Source organism: Corynebacterium axilliensis, assembly GCF_046097495.1.
In the GTDB taxonomy this organism is placed as follows: domain Bacteria; phylum Actinomycetota; class Actinomycetes; order Mycobacteriales; family Mycobacteriaceae; genus Corynebacterium.
In genome coordinates this window covers 2013063-2030425 of the sequence record NZ_CP175768.1, presented here as the reverse complement: position 1 = coordinate 2030425, position 17363 = coordinate 2013063, and the positions used below count along the sequence as shown (strand labels likewise).

Genomic DNA, 17363 nt, shown 5'->3' with positions numbered 1-17363 from the left:
CGGTCTCTTGCCGGTGCTATCCGTGCTTCTTGGCGCCCAGGGCCATGCGGTCGACGTCCGCCAAGACCTCGTCCACAATCGTCGGGTTGAAGTCCCTATCGCGGCGCAGACGCAGCAGCTCCTGCTGCGCGCCCGCCAGGGCGGTGCGGCGGGCCGCCAGCGCCATCTCGCGGGCCGCAATGGCCTTCTGCATACGGGTGGAGGCGTCATCGCCGTCCTCATCCTCACCCAGACGGTCCTCAAACCACTGCGAGATGTTAGCGGCGGTATCTGGATCCAGCTCCTCGTACTTCGCGCGAATGGCCGCGATGCCGGCCTTACGGGCCCGAGTGGTGATAACTGTGCGCATCCTATCGGTGGCCGCCTGCGAGGGGGCCGTGAGATCCAGCTGGCGCATCAGCCACGGCAGCAGCAGGCCCGGAATCACCATGGTGATGAGCAGCACTACCAAGGCGATGACGGTCAGCTCATGGTAGAAGCTCAGGCCGCTGGGCACGGACAGAACCAGCGCCAGGGTGACCAGCCCGCGCATGCCGGACCACGTCATGAGCAGCACTTCCTGCAGGCGCAGCGGTGCCAGACGCGGCTTCCCGCGCTTGCGATTGATGAGGTAGAACGCGTACATCCACACCAGCCGCACCAGGAAGGCGACCACGGAGAGGATGACACCCACGATGACCGCGTGCCATAGGTCCGCGCCCACCGCGTCGATGGCGCTCGACACCGTCAGGCCAATCAGGCCAAAGGCCACGCCCGTAAACAGCAGCTCCACCGTCTCCCAGAAGGACTGGCCGGACAGGCGGTCTTCCGCCTGAATCGGCGCGCGCGAGTGCAGCTCCACCGCGGCAATGACCACGGCGATAACGCCGGACGCGCCCAACTCCTCCGCCGCGATGTACACGGCGAAAGGGATCACCCAGGTCAGGGCGTTGCGGGCCACGACCTCATGCACCGCGCCGACGAACCACGAGGACACGCGGCCCACCACGAGTCCCAGCACGGTGGCCACGATGGCGGAGTAGAAGAAGCTCACGACAGCCTCGCCCGCGTGCATCTCCCCAGAACTGGTCACTGCCGTCAATGCCAGGTGGAACGCCACGATGGAGGCGGCGTCATTAAACAGACCCTCGGTCTGGAGGGCGGAAATGATACGGCGCGGGATGCCTGCCGGCTCCGCTACTGCCTCTACGGCCACCGGGTCCGGCGGCGCGATGGCGGCGCCAATGAGGATGGCGGCCGCCAGGCTCAGGCCGGGCATGAAAGCACGCGCGGTAAAGCCCACTGCCAGCGTTGTCGCCACCACCAGCAGCACGGACAGCGCCACGATGGTCACCCACTGTTCCCGGATAACACCCCACGAGGTCTTGCGCGCCAGCGCCCAGAGCAGCGGCGGAAGGAAGATGGGGAGGATGAGGTCCGCCGGCACCTCGAACTCAAACTCACCGCTGGAGAACGTGGCGTAGACGAAGACAGCCACGGCGGTCAGGATGGTGAGCAGTGCCGGCCACGGAAGGCCTATTCTGTCCCCCGCCGCCACCACGATCACCGTGGCGAGCATGAGGCCGATAAGGACAAGCAGTACTTCCATTGTGCGATTCACTCCCCGTGGTAGGTTCCTCCCACAGGATACCGGCACCACGAAAGATTTGATCTACACAGTCCCGTCCCATACGTAAGGCTCACGGGGCAGTTCCTCCGGCCGGAACTGCGAGAGAAGCTCCGCGGCCGAGCTAGCCTCGTACCCCAGCGATTGGGCCAGCAGCTTGACGACGTCCCCCGGGCCCCGCCCCGGCTCTTCCAGCAGCTGGCGCAGGGTCACCGCCCCATCCCGCTTCGAGAGCCGTTTTCCCTCCGGGTTGAGCACCAGCGGCACGTGCACAAACTCGGGTTCGTCGTAGCCCAGCAAGTGCGCCAGGTAGGCCTGGCGCGGCGCGGAGGACAGCAGGTCATCGCCCCGTACAACCTGGTCGACTCCCTGGTAGGCGTCATCGACCACCACCGCCAGGTTGTAGGCCCAGTCCATGCCTTGCGTGGGGTCGGCGGGCCGCTGCCCGCCGCGACGCAGGATGAAGTCATCGACCTCGCCGGTGTACTCGCCCACCAGCGCATCATGAATGGTGTACTCGGTGGCCTCGGCCCGCAGGCGGATGGCGGGGACGCGGTTCTGGGCGGCGAGTTCGGCGCGTTTGGCGGCCCGGGCATCGCGAGAAAGCGCGCGGCACGTCCCCGGATACTGCCCCGGGATGGCATGCGGCGCGCGGGAGGCCTCCTGGATGTCCTTGCGGGAGCAGTAGCACTCGAACGTGGGCAACTGCGCCAGCGCCTCCTCGTACGCGGCATAGCGATCCTGCTGGTAGATGACCTCCCCATCCCAGTCCAGGCCCAGCGCCGCAAGGTCCTCCAACTGCCGGACCGCCGACTCCCGGGAGGAGCGCTGCGTATCAATGTCCTCCACCCGCACGACGAAACGCCGCCCGCTCGAGCGCGCGTACAACCACGCCAGAAGCGCAGTGCGGAGGTTACCCAGGTGCAGATCACCGGACGGGCTCGGGGCGTAGCGCCCCGCGGGGTTGAGAGAATCCATGGGGACCATTCTACGAAAGGCGCGAGTGTCTGATTCCTCTACTAGAATCGCCGTTATGGCTTCTGACGTGACTTTTCCTCTCCTTGATCCCGCCGATGCTCAGCGCATGTTGGATTATGCGCGTTCACAAGAGTCAGGGCTCACGCTTCCCACTTCCGAGTCCGCACACATTGATAGCCAGATTGAGCGCGTGATCAACGGTGATGTCTTTATCGGCAGCATCGAGGACGCCACCCCCGCCGCGCACTACCTAGAGGCCCGCGAGATCCTGCGTGAGACTGCCGGGACCATCGACAACGTAGATGATTCCTTGACCATCGCCTCGCTGGGCGCCATTACCGGCCAACCACAGCTGGTGGGATACGGCTACTCGCGCATCGCTCTCGCATGGCTGCACAACGGGGACCGGAAACACGCAGAGAAGTTCGCCGCCAAGGCCGCTGACGCCGGCGATAGCAGGGTGCAACAGGCACTTGCCGCTGCCAAGGAAAAAGAGGAACAGGAAGCCCGCGAGCGCGCACAGGCAGAAAAGGCAGCGCAGGCGGCACGAGCAGCGCAGGCAGAGAAGGAGGCTCGCGCGGCCAAGGAAGCTAAAGCTGCGCAGGCCGCCCACGCTCCCGGGGCAGCGCACACCTCTTCCCAGAACTCCACCTCCGCGGAATCGCTGTCCCAGCTGCGCTCCCGGCTGGAAAGCGCAACCACGGCTTCGAACCCCAAGGTGCATGCCAAAGATTTTGTAGCCATCAACAACGCTGCGACCACCGGAAACTTCAAGGGCGAAGGTGCCTCCCGGGAAGACATCCTCTCCGTCATCCTCAACTCTGCGGTGGGCGCACTGTGGGCCTCCAAGTCGGACGCAGACCGCACGAAGGTGGCCAAGCAGTCCTTTAACATCCTCTCGCAGGCCCGGCGCGAGGACGCCTACAAGAGCCTCCCCGCATGGATGCTGGCGCGCTTCTACTTCGACGCCGGGGCAAACTCTCAGAATGATCACAAACAGCGCGAGGCGTGCTTTAGGGCTGCTGCCAAGGAGTATGCGCGCAGCGGCGATCTCGACGGCGAGCTGGAATCCCTCCTGCGGACGATCCTGCTCGAGGTACGCCACCGCGATCCGGACGAAGCATACGACATTCTGGCCTCACGCTACGTGGATTCGATGAAGCTAGGCAGCCTCCCCACTTCTGCGAGGTGGACGGTGCTCTACTCAGAGTCTTTGCGGATCCAGACTGGAAATCTGTTCGAGTCCACCCAAGTCTTGCTCAACTTCCTAGAGAAGCATCCGATCGAGGAAGCTGCCCACCCGGACGAGCAGAGTGCGCTGGCAGAGGTTGCCGAGCTCCTCGGTGACCGTTATACCTCCGCCGATGCGCATCAGCGTGCTCGGAACATGTATAAACTGGCGTACAACCTCTTCGCTTCCGCAGGCAACACCCAGGCCTTGGAGAAACTGAGCAAGAAAGCCTAAGAAGGCACAGCAAGAAGGGGCGGCCGCTAAAGCGGTCGCCCCTTCTTGCTGTGCCTGGCAGGCTGGTTATCTACTACGTAGCCACTACGCCGCGCCGCCAAACCACCGCCGGTTCGCAGGCAGCCAGAGCAGTACAATGACTGCGGCGGAAGCAATGGATACTGGCATCACCGAATCCACCGGAATGAGCAGCACCAACACCGCACTGATGGCGGTCAGGGCGATCCGTGCTACCTGCTGGGCGTGCAGGACGTAGGTGGTGAGCACGCACACGAGGAGCACCAACAAACCAATGAGCACACCAAACTCGGTGGAGAGACGGTCCATGCGGCTCACGGCCGTCGGGCTGTTTTCATGCGCCACCAGCTGGCAGATGGTGTAGACCCCGTAGGCGCAGATGAAAAGCTCAATAACTGCCACGATCTTCAGTGGCCACGGCGCCCACAGCGCCTTCATGTCCGCCGCGCGGCGCGTCTCTCGCTGGGACTCCGCCACCTCTCCGTAACGGTAATCCTGGGTGGCGTAGGCGCTACCCGCTGGTGCCGCCGACTGATGTGGATGACCCTGCGGGCGATTCGGCGGCGGGCCGCCGAACTGGGAGCCCGGCCCCTGGGGGCTTCCGAACGTCATGAGACCTCCTGAGCAAATACTCCGTGGCGGCTCAACAACCAGCGGATGGGATCCAGCACGCGGTACGGGGCGATGCCACTGCGCGCCAGCTTACGGCCCGTCGGTGCCTCACCCAGCGCGGAGACTACAAAGAAGCTGCCGTCAGCTGGTGCGGCCGCGCCGAGCTTGTTGATGAGGTCATGCGCACCAAGGAAGCTCAGGAGGGAGTGGGCCTCCTGATGAACCATGTGGCGGTCAGAGTCGTTGAAATTCCACCCGGTATCGCGGCGGAAGGCCGCGCCCTTGTTGCCCATGATCTTCTTCCAGCGGGCATCATCAACCTGCTCGAGCTTCTGGACGGTATCGAACTTCGAAATCGTCACTGCCAGCGGCGGTGGGGTGTCCGTATCCAATAAATCCAACAGGTTGTCAAGGACGCTGAGGGAGTCCGCGCCAAGCTCACCGATGTTGGGGATCAGGCCGTGAATATAGTCCTGAATCTGCTTCACGCGCAGCGGATCGAAGAGGAAAATAACAAGGTCAGCGTAGGTGAAGAAGGCTAGGTTCTCACGGTCTGCTTCACTCTCCGGCGGATTCTCCAGGTCCTCTCCCGCAACATCGCGGAAGACCAGGTAATTCATGCGTTCGACGCCTTGCGGGTCCGGCCACTTGCCCAGCTCGAAGATGAGAGGGTCGCGCTGGTAGGCGTCGGTAGCCACGGCACTCGGGGTGGGGTCCATGGCACGCATCTCCTCAAAGAGCGGCTTCTCGTAGACCTCCTCGTAGCGCTCCCGCGTCGACCTATCCGCCGGCTGAACGGAACGATTGTGCTTATGCGCAAGCTGCTTGAGCTGCTTAATCATGACCGCGGTGTACAGGGACTTTCCAGAGTTACGCGCGCCTGCCATGGCCACGCAGTGCGTCACCGAATCAGTCCACCCGTCCGGCAGCTCGCGCTGCGTGTACGGGCTCACCGTCGCTCCGTCCTCGAGCGGCTTAAAAGTCCAGGGGCATTTAGCCATTGTCATTTACTTTGCCTCCTTCAGCATCGCGGTGACGCGGTCCGTCAGCTCTGCCAGCTCCGCGTTGGATCCAGAATCGAGCTGATTGGCCACCTGTTCATCGATAACTGCGAAGGCCACCTGGGAGGGGATGCCATTCGCCTGGGCCAGTTCCAGCTCCTGCCGGCCAATGGTGCTCACGATGAGGACCACCGTAGGCACGCCGGTGTTGAGCATGGACGCCACCGGAGAATCCGTGACGTAGATAGCCAGAGACGTCGTCGCCTTTAGCGTCTGCCCGCGCCAGGGGCGCTGGCCCACGCGCTCGGCGCCGTTCTCAACGACAGTGCCGATGAAGCGGGTGAGTTCTTCTACCTTGTGCGTTTGGATGCTGTCCTGACCATCGGTGGCACGGAATTGCTTGAAGGCATCCGACAGCGCATCAATGTACTTGGCGGCCGCCTCAATCGTCCGCGGCGTGGCATTGACCTGCATCGAGGCGGAGCCGTCAATGATAGCGGTAACCGCATCGAGCCCGGACACGTCGAGCTCCGCACGGCGCATCTTGGAGCGAACCTCACGCGCCGAGTCGGTGATGCCGGCACCCTCGGTACTGCCGAAGGCCTTAAAGAACAATCCCTCAGGGCCCGCGGTGACCTCGGCGAGACGCTCGGGGGAATCCTCCGCGGCGTCGATCAGCACGCGCGGGAAGGAAATATCATCGATGCCGTTGCTGACGCGGAGGCGAACCTCGCTGCGCTTGGCGTAGGTACCGCCATTCTTAGGCTGTACCTGAATGGTGGCGCTAGCCGGCAGATCGTGCACCATAAGCGCGAGATCGTGCACACGCGCTGCCTGCACGTCATCGCCCAAGATGACCAGCTCCATGGCGGCGCCGCCGACGCCGACCTCAAAAGCTTCAACGGTGAGGTTGCCTTGCGAACCGATGCGGAGGGACTCGCCGTCCCGCAGTGTGTATTTAGCCATAACGCTTCCTTACCTTCCGTGGAATCCGTTGCCTCTGCCGCGACCAAAGTGACCGAAGCCGGAGTGCTGTCGCCCCGGCTCAGTGAACTGGTTCGGCGCCGTAGGCGGTGCTTGTCCCGCAGTCGGCTGCGGTGGGATGTTTTGTTGCTGCTGGTGTTGAGTGAACTCATCAAGCTTGTAGCCGACGGCGTCGAGCACTCGGGCCACCCGCTCACCAGCGTGGCGATTGCGCGGATCGTTCCGGATCGTCATCGCAAACCCAGTAGCAGTCAGGTTAATGATTTGCTCGATGTCCGCGGGCTGCCACTGATCCAGGGCATCAGCCGCGAGCAGCGAATACTCGGGCGGGAAGTAATAGACCCAGGAGGCCACGACAGCCGACATCAGCCGCTTATCCAGCCCGCCCTCCAAGGAGGACTTGTCCAGGTATGCCAGCTGAATCGAGCGTCCGCGGTGGGTATCGAGGTACTCGGCCCACCAGTGCGGGTCGAAGTCTGTGAGCATCTGCCATTCATCGTTGCTGAGGCCCGGGACTACTGCATTGCACGCCGCAGACGGTACCTGCTGCTCAGAGGGTTCTGCGTACTGGTCGGCACCCTTATCTGCCCCCTCCGGGGTGCTGGCCGGGAAGGATGCGAAAGGCGAATCCTGAGCAGCATCCGTATGTTCCGGAGCGGGAGATTCCTCCGCTGCCGACTGCACCGGAGAAGGATCCGCGAAGGGATTATCGTGCGCGGCACTCACCGGCATACCGATAGTGCCTTCATTGCCCTTCTCAGTGGACCCCGTAGGGAGCTCCGTGGACGACGCTGGTGCGGCAGCAAAAGGAGAATTGCCGGACACAGGCGCCCCGAAGGGCGACGCGTCCTCCGCCCACACATTGTGAGCGGCCGCGGAATTCTCAGCGCTGTTGTGGCTTTCGTGGCTGTCATGCTCGGGCTCGGCACCGTGTTCAACCTGGGCATCCTGCGCTGCGGTCTCCGGCGCTTCCTCAGCAGAGGAACGCTGGAACCCGCTGACGTCTGGAATGGCCTCATCCACAGCAAAGACCACTGGATTTCCGGAAATTGCTGTGTCCGCCAAGCGCCCTTTCTCGCTGGGCGGCACCACAATCATCGTGGAGGTGCTCAGCGGGAATTCGTTAATGGCGGCGGCCCGCTCGAACGTGGAGAAGCCGAAGCCGTCGTCCCCTGCCTCACGAGCCGTGGCCGCAATCCACAGCGCCGCCTGGTTATCAGGGGCCACCAGAATGACGAAACCGTTGGAGGAATCCAACACCGTGGCCATTGCACTCACCAGCTCGCGGTTGAATGCTGGGTCCGGGTTGGGAGTTACGGAACGGAACGCCGGCGGCAGGCGATCCGGTTGGCGGAACTCGCCGTCCAAGAATTCATCCAGCAACACGTCCGAGGTCAGCGGGCCGCGAGCTTTAATCTCCGCCGGAATCTGCACCTTGTCCACTTCGTAGATGGAGAAGGGCGTCGGGATATCTGGGGAGTACAGCACCGCCGACGGCGCCGGCGGCGTGCCGGTGCGGGTGATTGCCGTGTAGGTAAACACGTTGCCGCCACGGCCAGTCGCATCCAGACCAGCTGGTACGGACACCATGGTCACCCACTTGTCGGCCTCAGGCGTAAGTGCAAAGACCGCCGTGCGGCGTACCAACTCAGCGCGCTGCTGGTCCGAAGGGAAATCCGGAATGGTCTTGCCGTTGTTGAGCGTCGTGGGGACATAGGAGATCAGCTCAGAGAGCTCCTCCCGGGTGATGTCACCCGCTTTGCTGCCCACTCCCCAGCCACCGGCGCGGCCATTCGAGCGGGAGAAAGAAGCGTAACTAAAAGCACCGCCCATGACTACTGGCCTCCTTGGTAATACTGCTCGTTGTACTGCTCGGCGTAGTCCTCGCTGTACTGCTGGTTCTGGCTATAGTCCTGCGGTGCAAAGTGCAGCTTATTGGCAACGTCTTTCTCAACCACGACGGCCTTGTCCAAGGCGCTGAGGTTGGAGGAAGAGTCGCTTTCACCGCCAGCGAAATTGCTGTAGAGATCCTCGTTTCCGAATCCAGTGAAGGAAGAGTCGTAGCCGCTATCGGCGCTTTCCACCGCGAACAGGCGGATGTACCCACCGCGATTGATGTGCTCCCGCAGATCCACCGTGAATTTCGCATGCGCCATGGGCTCGCCCGCCAGCTCGTAAAAGGTGAACGTGGTCTGCTGGACACCGTCCTTGATACCGGTGAGCACCTGGCCGTCGTCGGGGTAGAGCGGCAGGCGGTCGGGACGGTAGACCATCTGGCAGGTGAATTCACGCTTGTCGCCATTGCCCAAGCTCCACACGAACACGTCTGCCATGCCCTGCATGAAGTCGTAAATAATGTCGTAGGTCACCGGGCGCAGGCCTTCGTACGTGATCTCCAGCTTGTCACCCACGGTTCGCTTGCCTGCGAACACAGCGTAGGGCTGGAGCGTGACGGTTTCTCCGTGCGGCTTCAGGCGCAGGCGAATGCCGCCTTGAAGGTCGTAGTCTTCCTCACGAACCTGATCGACGCCCTCGCTGGTGGTGTACTCCACCGCGGTAGCGCCCTGTGGCCAGTCAAAGGTGATGAGCTGGCTATCCACGCGCTCGATGAGACGGTACTGGTCCTCCTCAATGGACTGGACGCGCTGCAAAACCTTGGATTCGCCCACCCACGCATCGGCGTCATTAAAGTTCACCGGCGTGACGTAGATTTCGTACCAGTCGGAAGGCCACGGCACGTTGGCCGTTTGGAAGGAACCTGGCTCCGTCGTGCCGCGGCTTTCCGCGATGGCGCTGGCGAGTGCGCTTTCAACGTAGGTCTTGGGCACGGCGGCGGTGCGCAGCTCAGCCTGCGGCGGATTCGGAGTGAGGTAGATTTTGACCTCGCCTGTCTTGGGCGAGTACCAATCCATCTCGATCTTGTCTTCTCCGCCATCACGGCGGCCCTCACAGCGCGTCAGCTCCATCTTTTCCAGCTCACTGGCCATCTTGACCGTGCGCTGCACGGCCACGACGTCGGGGCTTTGCTCAGTTGCGTCACGGAACTGCGCCTGCCCCAGCAGGGAGATAACCATGGTCTGGCCGGCTTCCTGCACCGGGATCGTGGCCTTGAGTCCGCTGGAGTCCACGGTTTGCTCAAACCGCGGGGAAAGGACGTCCTTTTCGGTGTCCCTGCACGCATAGACAAGAGCGCTCTCGTGCCCATGCAACAAGTCCCAGGACACCTGGATGGCTCCCTTAATGGTGGAAACCTGAACGTTCGTCGGTGGGAACACCACCGCAGTCTCTCCCATAAAGTACGGCTGGGAGTTAATGACTTCTTCTAGGCCCTTGCCCTTATACGCCCAGACGGCGTAGTGGCGTAGGCCTTGCTCACCCGGGTTGTGGTCACGGTAGGCAGTGCCCTGGGTAAAGACCAAGTCTTCGCCGTCCTCCGGCGTCGGATTCATCACCGAATCTGCTCCCACCACGCGGTAAATAACCAGTTCGTTGGGAGCGTGTTCCAGCTCCGGCCACCACAGTCGGACCGGGTGGCGCTGATCGTTGTCTTCCGGCTGTGGTTCCGGCTCGGCGCCGTAACCAAGGTCCTCGGCAGAGTCCTCCGCCTCCGTCTTGGCCGGAACCTCGACCTCGTACTTAATTCCCGGCGGCACCCATCCCGGCTGCTCACGGAATTCGTACTTGGCTTCAATCTCGAAGTCCGGAATATTAATGTAGTCGGCTTCGTTGACCTGGGTCTTCTGCGCCTTGGCCAGCCGAATCCTCTCCCATTCTGCAGCAAGGTCAAGAGCTGGAGCCGCTGGTTCCGAAGTTGCTTCCTCAGGGCCCGCAGAGCTATCAGAATGTTGCGACGCAGTGGGCTGATCCTTCAAGGAATGGCGCGACTCCGACTGCTGTGCAGCCTTGGCGGCTTGTTCATTCAGTGCCTCTGCGCGCTGATCTGGGACATCGACGCTCTGGCCATTGAACGCGGCAGCGATTTGGTCAGCGAATTGCCTGAAGGGTGCAGACACCGAAGCACGCACATCATCAGCGCTGACCTGCTGGAGATCATGCAGGGGCTTGAGCTGGCTCATCGGAATATCCTTGATGGTGAATTTCGAGCTGTGTGTCATCAACGTTCCTTAGAAAGTCTCGTCCAAGTCCGACAAATCGGGCGCGCCGCCGCGGCGGGGAGGTGCCTGGTGCCGGCCCTGCGAAGATTCCTGGTCAGTGTCGTTGAGTGGGCTGCTGAAGGACATATGGTCGATGTCATCCAGGTCATCGAGCGACAGTGCCGCGGCATCATGCACGTCGTAGCCACTCGTCGAATTGTCCGCAATGAGGTACTTGAAGTCGGTGATCTTGCCGTACTGGACCACCGTCACCGAGCGGGACAGCTGGCTGGTCAGCGCGGTTTCGCTATCGACTTCCACAATTCGGGTGCGGTCGCCATCAATCTCTGTGTAGCCCTCAGCACCGCCGGCGCGGGTAAGCGCATTGGAGCTGAACGCCTGCAAAGCACCCTTGTCCTGATTCATGCCCGCCAGGAACTCACTGGTGCTTTGGCTGCGCTTTTGGCCTTCTTCGCGGAAGACCACTCTGCCCAGGTACTGCTGGAGGCTGCGGGTCATGCGCGGATCCGTGATGACCTTCTGCCACTCCTGCTGCTTGAGGTCGCGGTCCTCCATGAAGCGGCTGTCCAGGTTGCGGGACAGGTGGTCCAGCGGCGTGCCGGTCTTCCATCCGCCCATGCCCCACATATCGTGCAGCGCCACGGCCGTGTGGCCGGTGCGGTTGCGCTCAAACGCTTCGTTCATATCATCCAGCAAAGACTTCAGTGACTTGTGCGCCCACTCCGACTGGTAGATGTAGGTGCGGATTTCATCGGTCATTCGCTTTGCGTTGTCACGGTTGAGCTCCGCTTGGGCAATACGCGCGTTCTCCGGCAGGCCCGACTGCGGAGTGTGCAGGTGGTCGCTGAAGGTCTCCTTGCGGCCAAACGGGGCAAAGATCGCGCGGCCCAGCAATGCAGACCAGCTCAGGAACTGGTCGTACGCGTTGGAGATCCAGACGATTTCTGCAGATGCAACAGCCACGTTTTGAGCTGCGATTTCCTGATTACGCTTCAGCAGCTTACGCCTCTGTTCGTAATCCAAGAATCCACGTTGGGCCTTGGTAAAGACTGCCCACGAACAGACCAGGAAGATCAGCACCGCGATGATGATGCCCACCACGTACCACGGCCAGTCGAACCACTGGAAGTATTCACCCAGCGGCAGGTCCGGGTTGTAGCAACCAGCCACCATGTAGGTCATGAGGGCTAGGACTATGAATAGGCCCAGCCACATGCCGCGGAGCTTGCGGCCCAGCACTTTGTTCTCCTTGTTGAAATCGCGCGCCTGGAAATTCTTCGCAACCTCTTCCAGCTCGCGGACCTTGGCGTGAGCGGCGCGTACCTTATCCTCCGCGGTGCGGCGCGTGTCAACGATTCCCTGTCCGACTTTCCAGGCAAACGTCGTGCTGTTCTTGGCACGCCAGACGTTGAATTCATGCTTTTTGCGGTTAACCGCTTCGTTGCGCGTCTGCTGGCTGGTGTATTCGATGGCCTCAGCGTAGCGCTCCGCGTCCATGGGATCGAAGGGCTTCACGGTTGCCTGGGACTCGTGCTTGTACCCCAGAGTGCTCGTCATCAGCGGGTGGAAGCCCTTAAATGAGGCAGTAAGGTCCTGCACGGACTGGCCGCCGTACTGAACGATGTACATGTTGTTCTGGTTATCGCGACGACCGCGAGTATCGATCTTTTCGCTCCAGGAACCGTCCACCAAGCCCAAGGCGTAGTCGCGGTAGGCCTCCCACGTATGCGCCAGCTGCGGTTCCTGCCCCAGGTCAAAGCCTTGTTCGCGAGCCATGCTCAGGGTTTGCTCGCTTGCTTCACGCAGCTGGTCTACGCTCGTCGCGCCAACAGACTTGCCCGAGTGGCCGTTTACCACCAGCTCCACGCTGGAGTTCTCGCCGTACAGCATCTTCTGAAGGAAGGTCGCGGCACTCTTGTTTACGGCACCGCGCTGGCCGTCCACCCACTCCTGCGGCTTGCCCACGACGTTGGCCCAGTACAAGCCGAGGTTGTTCTTCAGCGCTGCCCAACCGCTGACCTTTTGACCCTGCAGCTTCTCGTACTCCTTCGGCTCACTGACCAGCGGAGAAATCTGCTGGCTAATGAATTCCTGGGACAGCTGGTCTGTCAGAGCCTCCGGGTTGGGGTGACCAACAGCACGGGTGCTGTTGGTCACCTGTGGACGGGGCAGGGGTTGGGTCGGGTCGAAGACGATCTTGCGGATGTTGTCTTCGATCTCGCTGGCGTCGATGGTGCGGTGGAAGGCGCGCACCAGGCGGAAGCGCTGGCGGTCACCCGTCTCAATCAGGCGGTGCGTGTCCGGGTCGAACACGGCCGGCTCCGGCATGCCGCGCCACAGACCAAAGATACTGGCGACGGCAGGAGCAGCGAACTGTGCGAGATCGAAACCATCCTGGGTGCGGTGGATCGGACGGATACGAGTCGAAGACGGGGTGCCGCCCTCTTCTGGGGAGAGCACGAGATTGTTCCAACCATACAGCGGCGGCACAGTCACCGGCTTTACCGGCAGGGCCGACAGCAGCAGGCGTACACGCAGGTTAGAAGCCTGGATCAGGCGCTGGTCGACCGCAGCAACCCACGCCGTGAGCTGATCAACGTCCTGCGGCTGCTCTGGGTCCATCGGGTCAATAGTGACGAGCAGGGCATCACCGGTGATTTCACGCAGGGCCTCATCAAGAGAGGTCAGCCGCGCGGTGCCAGCTTCCGTGAAGGAGCGAACAACCGCGCCGGTAGTGGGGTGCGCGTAATCGATCCACAGGAAGTCCTGCAGCAGGCCGACAGCGCGCAGGTCGCTAAGGCGCGAGCGGATGTCATCCGCCGTGGGGCCGTGTCCGAAGATAATTACGTTCGTCATTAGAAGGTGTCATCCAGATCGTTGAGGAGGGAGTTCGGACCAGAGGACTGCGAGAGCCCGCTGTCGGAGTCGCGCATCTGCGGGGTCGACTGAACCGCCGGATTTTCTGCGGCGGTCTTGGCCTGGTCAAGATAATTGCGGATAACCGGAACCATCTCAATAACGTCCTGCGCCAAATCGCGGTAGTACGGGGTCCCCGAGGCAATCTCGCGGGAGCGAATCTCCGCGAAGGGCTTCTCCTGGCGGCCCTGCCCCGGCAGGGAGTTACGGTAGCCGGGAACGAAGTGGTCGGCATTACGAACAGACTTGTCGAGCTCCGCCACGAAGGATGCGTAGCGATCATCGATGGAGGAGCCCACGATGCCGCGGTCAGGCGTGTCGCCAGAGCTCAGGAACTCTGCCAAGCGGTGAACCAGCGGGTGGGTGGAGGCGCCGGAGTGAGCGAAGTCTTTTCCGTCGTCGAAGAGCCCGCGCAGCAGCTGGTAGGGGTACAGGGAAGAGGCGAACCCGTAGGGTCCAGACTCCTGCACCTTGGCGTAGGCGATGAAGATGGACTCGAGCACCGAGGTCATCCAATCGGCCTTCTTAATCATGCGGCGCGGTGAGATGAGCATCGGGTTCGGGAACTCCACCCAGCCGTTCGTGCCACCCTGGGTGTCATCGAAGATGTGCGCCGCAGCGTTGTCAGCATCCGGGTCGGAGATGAACACGCGGCCGGTAATGCGGCCGATGATCCATCCGGCGACCATTGCCTGGCGCTCGGTCTTCGTGAGCGGGAGAGCCGCGGCGAGCGGACGGGTACGGCGCTCCGACCACCACGAGCCGTCGAAGTTGTCCTGCTTCTCAATGTCCCGGGCAATGTAGCTGAACATGGAGGAGAATGTGATCGGCGAGTAGTTCGGGTAGGAACCAAAAATCTCGATGTGTCGAATGTGGTCCGACTGATTGAGGGACTTACCCAATGCGGTTCGCGACGGCTCATCAATTTCCGGAGTGTTCAGGACGGCTTCAAGCTTCGCCGCGATACCCGTTTCCTCAGAGCCAAGCTCAGCGAACGGAACGTCGGAGAAGGAGTAGGTGTACTGGACCTTCTTGCCGTGGATGCGCTGAACCATGTCGTCGTCCACTGCAGCAAGCGGGCGAGCGTTGCTCAGCGCGAGCCGGAAGGCCTCGACGAAACGTCGCTTGCGTTCGTCGTGCTCAACCTCGTTGATGTCCGGCGTCAGCGTGAGGTAGCTGCGCAGGTCCACAGAGTTGAACTTCTGGAACTCGTAGTCGCGTCGGTTAATCCACTGGCGGGAACGCTCCAGCAGGTCGCTCGGGCGAATCTTGGCGTGGTAGTGCGCGCGTTGGGATTCGCGGGATTCACCGGTCTGCGGGTGGCGCGACAGGAACTTCGAGACCCAGCCGGCACGGTTAGAGTACTCGTCATTAGTGCGCTTCTGTGGTGCCAGCGTGTCATTCGGAGCCTTCGTTGCGTCGAGAGATTCCCACTGGCCGCGAATGACAGAACGCACCGCATAGGGATAAGCCTGCTCATAGTTGTAGACATCTGACGTCGACTTTTGTCCCTGGATAGTACGCAACATCTGGTCCTGGTAGTCCTCAATAAAGGAGTTGACGTCCGTGAGCATGATTTCGTTCTCGGCACCCTTGAAACGGGATTCAACGATCTCATCAATCTCCGTCGGCCATGCATTGACCTCGTCACTGCGAACATCGGCCAGCTTCTTAGTTTCTGGACGCTTAGATTCTGCTTTCTCCAGTACAGCGTGAGCATCCCCCAGCTCGCGCTTGAGGTAGAACAGGTTCTCATCCGCATAGTCTCGGAGAACATCCTTGAGCTGATTCGCAATGGACATCAAGACGTAGTAGTAGAACTGCTGCTGGTACAGGTTCATCAGCGCGTTCACCGTCGGGGTCGGATCCGTCATCTTTCCCTTACCAGTCAACGGGTTCAGATGCGTCTCAGAGCCCTCTGGGAGAGCCAACACGTAGGTGTTGCGGTAGCGCTCAGAGTTTTCCGCCAGTTGCGGCATCAGACCGTCGGAGTTGGTGAGCACATCCGTAATCTTGGAAAGCACCTCGCGGACGTAAGGTACACCCACCTCAGCCAGTTCGGCCTCAACCATGGCCAGTACGCTGTCGCTGAAGAGGTTGGCATAACGGTAAGCAAAGTCGTAGGCGGCGCCATCCAGAATGGAGGCGATCGCCTGTGCATTCTGGGGGTCTGCCATGTTGCCCTCGAACTCTGCACGCCATTCGTTGACGTTGCGGCCCTGACCAACCGGGATGTAGTTCTGCAGCTGCCGCGTGGCGCTATTCGCGGCCTGCTGAGCCAGGCCGCCGAAGATTCTGTGCAGCCAGTTCCACACGCTGTTGTCATCAATTGGTCCGCCGGCAGCCCAGGACGGCTCCAGCGTGATGCCCTCGAAAGCCTTGGGCAGGCGCTCCTCCAGCTTCTTGTTGATCTGCATCTCGCCGGCATTGGGGTTTTGCGGGTCGAGGTGGCCGTTGAATAGACGCTCGAAGGCGCTGCGTGCAAGACGCTGGGAGGAGTACTCCGCGAAACGGTCACGACCCATCGAAATCTGGGCATAGCCCATAGAGCCCCACGGCAAGCGGTCCCACGGGGTGCCACCAGCCTGCTTATCCTTATCCCAACCGAAGTAGCGGCGACCGCCGTCAGCGGCCGGCGTGTTGGCAATCGCGTAGGAGACGAGGCTGTCGCTGGCCGTCGTCGACGCCATTAGGCCCGCAAGTGCGCGGCCCAAACCGCGGTAGATGGACATCGCCGAACCGTCGCCAAAGCGAGCACCCGTAGTACCCATCTTCGAGCCAATCGGGAAAATACGGCCAAAGGTCGGGCCCTCCTTCGGGTTACCCATATCGAAGGCCTCGAAGATGGCACGGTCATGCTCGTAGGAGTTGCCCATCTGCGCGGCGACTACCTCACCAAACATGGCTAGGGAGTTCGGCCATGCACCAGCCATATCGTCGGACTTGATGTCCGAGAAGATTTCCGGGGTGTACATGTACACGAGGGTGCTCTGCGGGTTCACATTGGGAATGGTGCTCAGAACGCGGCAGACATCGAGGAACATGGATGCACCGGCACCACCGGCCATAGAGGAAACCACCAGCACGACTGGTTCATCATTACCAGTGTCTGTGTCGTTCTTCGTCTGCTTATAGTTCAGGTCGTTGAGTTCCAGGATTGCTTCCTGAGTAAACATCTCATCAACGGCTGCCTTTAGGCCCTGACGGATCTCCTTCAGGTGCGGCAGGGTCAGCATGCGGCCGACGGCGCGGTACTGGCCGGCACCATCCGCGAGCTTGACGTTATTGGAGGCCGGATTTCGGGTTGCCCACGTGGCAATTTCTCCAAGCTTGCCAGCCCGCCCCAGAGTCTCGGATACACCAGCATCAAAATCGTTGTAGTTCTGTCGGGCACCAATACCAATGTAGTGACCACCGTTCTGGGTCACGTTCGGCAGCTTCTGCGGTCCAGCTTCCTCTGAAAGCGGGACGTCAATATTGACGAACTGCCACGCCTTGGGCAGTTCCGTCCGGTCCGGGTCAATGCTGCGTAGCTCTGCCTTGAGCTGGTCCATCATGAACGCCAGCGTCTTGGCGCCGGAGCCACCGCAACCGACGACGAGAAACTTCTTCATCTCTAACTACCTTTCGAAGGGGGTTCGCTTGTGTGCTGATGTGTGTCTTTATGC

General features: G+C 61.6%; 10 protein-coding genes. 1 reads left to right on the top strand and 9 read right to left on the bottom strand.

Annotated features, from left to right (window positions below; genetic code table 11):
• Positions 1 to 16: 16 nt before the first annotated feature.
• Together ACKFR8_RS09790 and gluQRS are read right to left on the bottom strand one after the other, a co-directional pair.
• On the bottom strand, positions 17 to 1588 hold the full coding sequence (locus ACKFR8_RS09790) for a cation:proton antiporter (protein ID WP_306507846.1): 1572 nt from the start codon (positions 1586 to 1588) through the stop codon (positions 17 to 19).
• Positions 1589 to 1651: 63 nt separating this feature from the next.
• The gene (gene gluQRS / locus ACKFR8_RS09785) at positions 1652 to 2584 is read right to left on the bottom strand and encodes a tRNA glutamyl-Q(34) synthetase GluQRS (RefSeq protein WP_408929935.1); all 933 of its coding nucleotides are present in this window, start codon (positions 2582 to 2584) and stop codon (positions 1652 to 1654) included.
• Between the two features lie 55 nt (positions 2585 to 2639).
• On the opposite strand from gluQRS, the gene ACKFR8_RS09780 reads away from it, so the two are divergent.
• Complete coding sequence (locus tag ACKFR8_RS09780; RefSeq protein ID WP_408929934.1) at positions 2640 to 4049, top strand: hypothetical protein; 1410 nt, start codon at positions 2640 to 2642, stop codon at positions 4047 to 4049.
• 84 nt (positions 4050 to 4133) lie between these two features.
• Here the strand turns inward: ACKFR8_RS09780 and ACKFR8_RS09775 are convergent, their stop codons facing one another.
• From ACKFR8_RS09775 to ACKFR8_RS09745, 7 genes are read right to left on the bottom strand one after another with little or no spacing between them, the layout of a single operon-like run.
• Positions 4134 to 4679 carry a hypothetical protein gene (locus ACKFR8_RS09775; RefSeq protein ID WP_306507849.1) on the bottom strand — a complete coding sequence of 182 codons (546 nt, stop codon included), beginning with the start codon at positions 4677 to 4679 and terminating at the stop codon, positions 4134 to 4136.
• Positions 4676 to 5686 carry a TRAFAC clade GTPase domain-containing protein gene (locus tag ACKFR8_RS09770; RefSeq protein ID WP_306507850.1) on the bottom strand — a complete coding sequence of 337 codons (1011 nt, stop codon included), beginning with the start codon at positions 5684 to 5686 and terminating at the stop codon, positions 4676 to 4678. Before ACKFR8_RS09770 ends, ACKFR8_RS09775 begins: the two co-directional genes overlap by 4 nt.
• Positions 5687 to 6646, bottom strand: coding sequence for a hypothetical protein (locus ACKFR8_RS09765; RefSeq protein ID WP_306507851.1), 960 nt, complete (start codon positions 6644 to 6646; stop codon positions 5687 to 5689). It lies immediately after the preceding gene.
• A 9-nt stretch (positions 6647 to 6655) separates the two neighbouring features.
• The gene (locus ACKFR8_RS09760) at positions 6656 to 8497 is read right to left on the bottom strand and encodes a GAP1-N2 domain-containing protein (RefSeq protein ID WP_408929933.1); all 1842 of its coding nucleotides are present in this window, start codon (positions 8495 to 8497) and stop codon (positions 6656 to 6658) included.
• A 2-nt stretch (positions 8498 to 8499) separates the two neighbouring features.
• On the bottom strand, positions 8500 to 10779 hold the full coding sequence (locus ACKFR8_RS09755; RefSeq protein WP_408929932.1) for a hypothetical protein: 2280 nt from the start codon (positions 10777 to 10779) through the stop codon (positions 8500 to 8502).
• A gap of 9 nt (positions 10780 to 10788) precedes the next feature.
• Entirely contained in the window at positions 10789 to 13635 is a 2847-nt protein-coding gene (locus ACKFR8_RS09750) for a hypothetical protein (protein WP_408929931.1), read from the bottom strand.
• Positions 13635 to 17309: a tubulin-like doman-containing protein gene (locus tag ACKFR8_RS09745; protein WP_408929930.1), complete on the bottom strand. Its 3675-nt coding sequence runs from the start codon at positions 17307 to 17309 to the stop codon at positions 13635 to 13637. The genes ACKFR8_RS09750 and ACKFR8_RS09745 overlap by 1 nt, the downstream gene beginning before the upstream one ends.
• Positions 17310 to 17363: the final 54 nt, after the last annotated feature.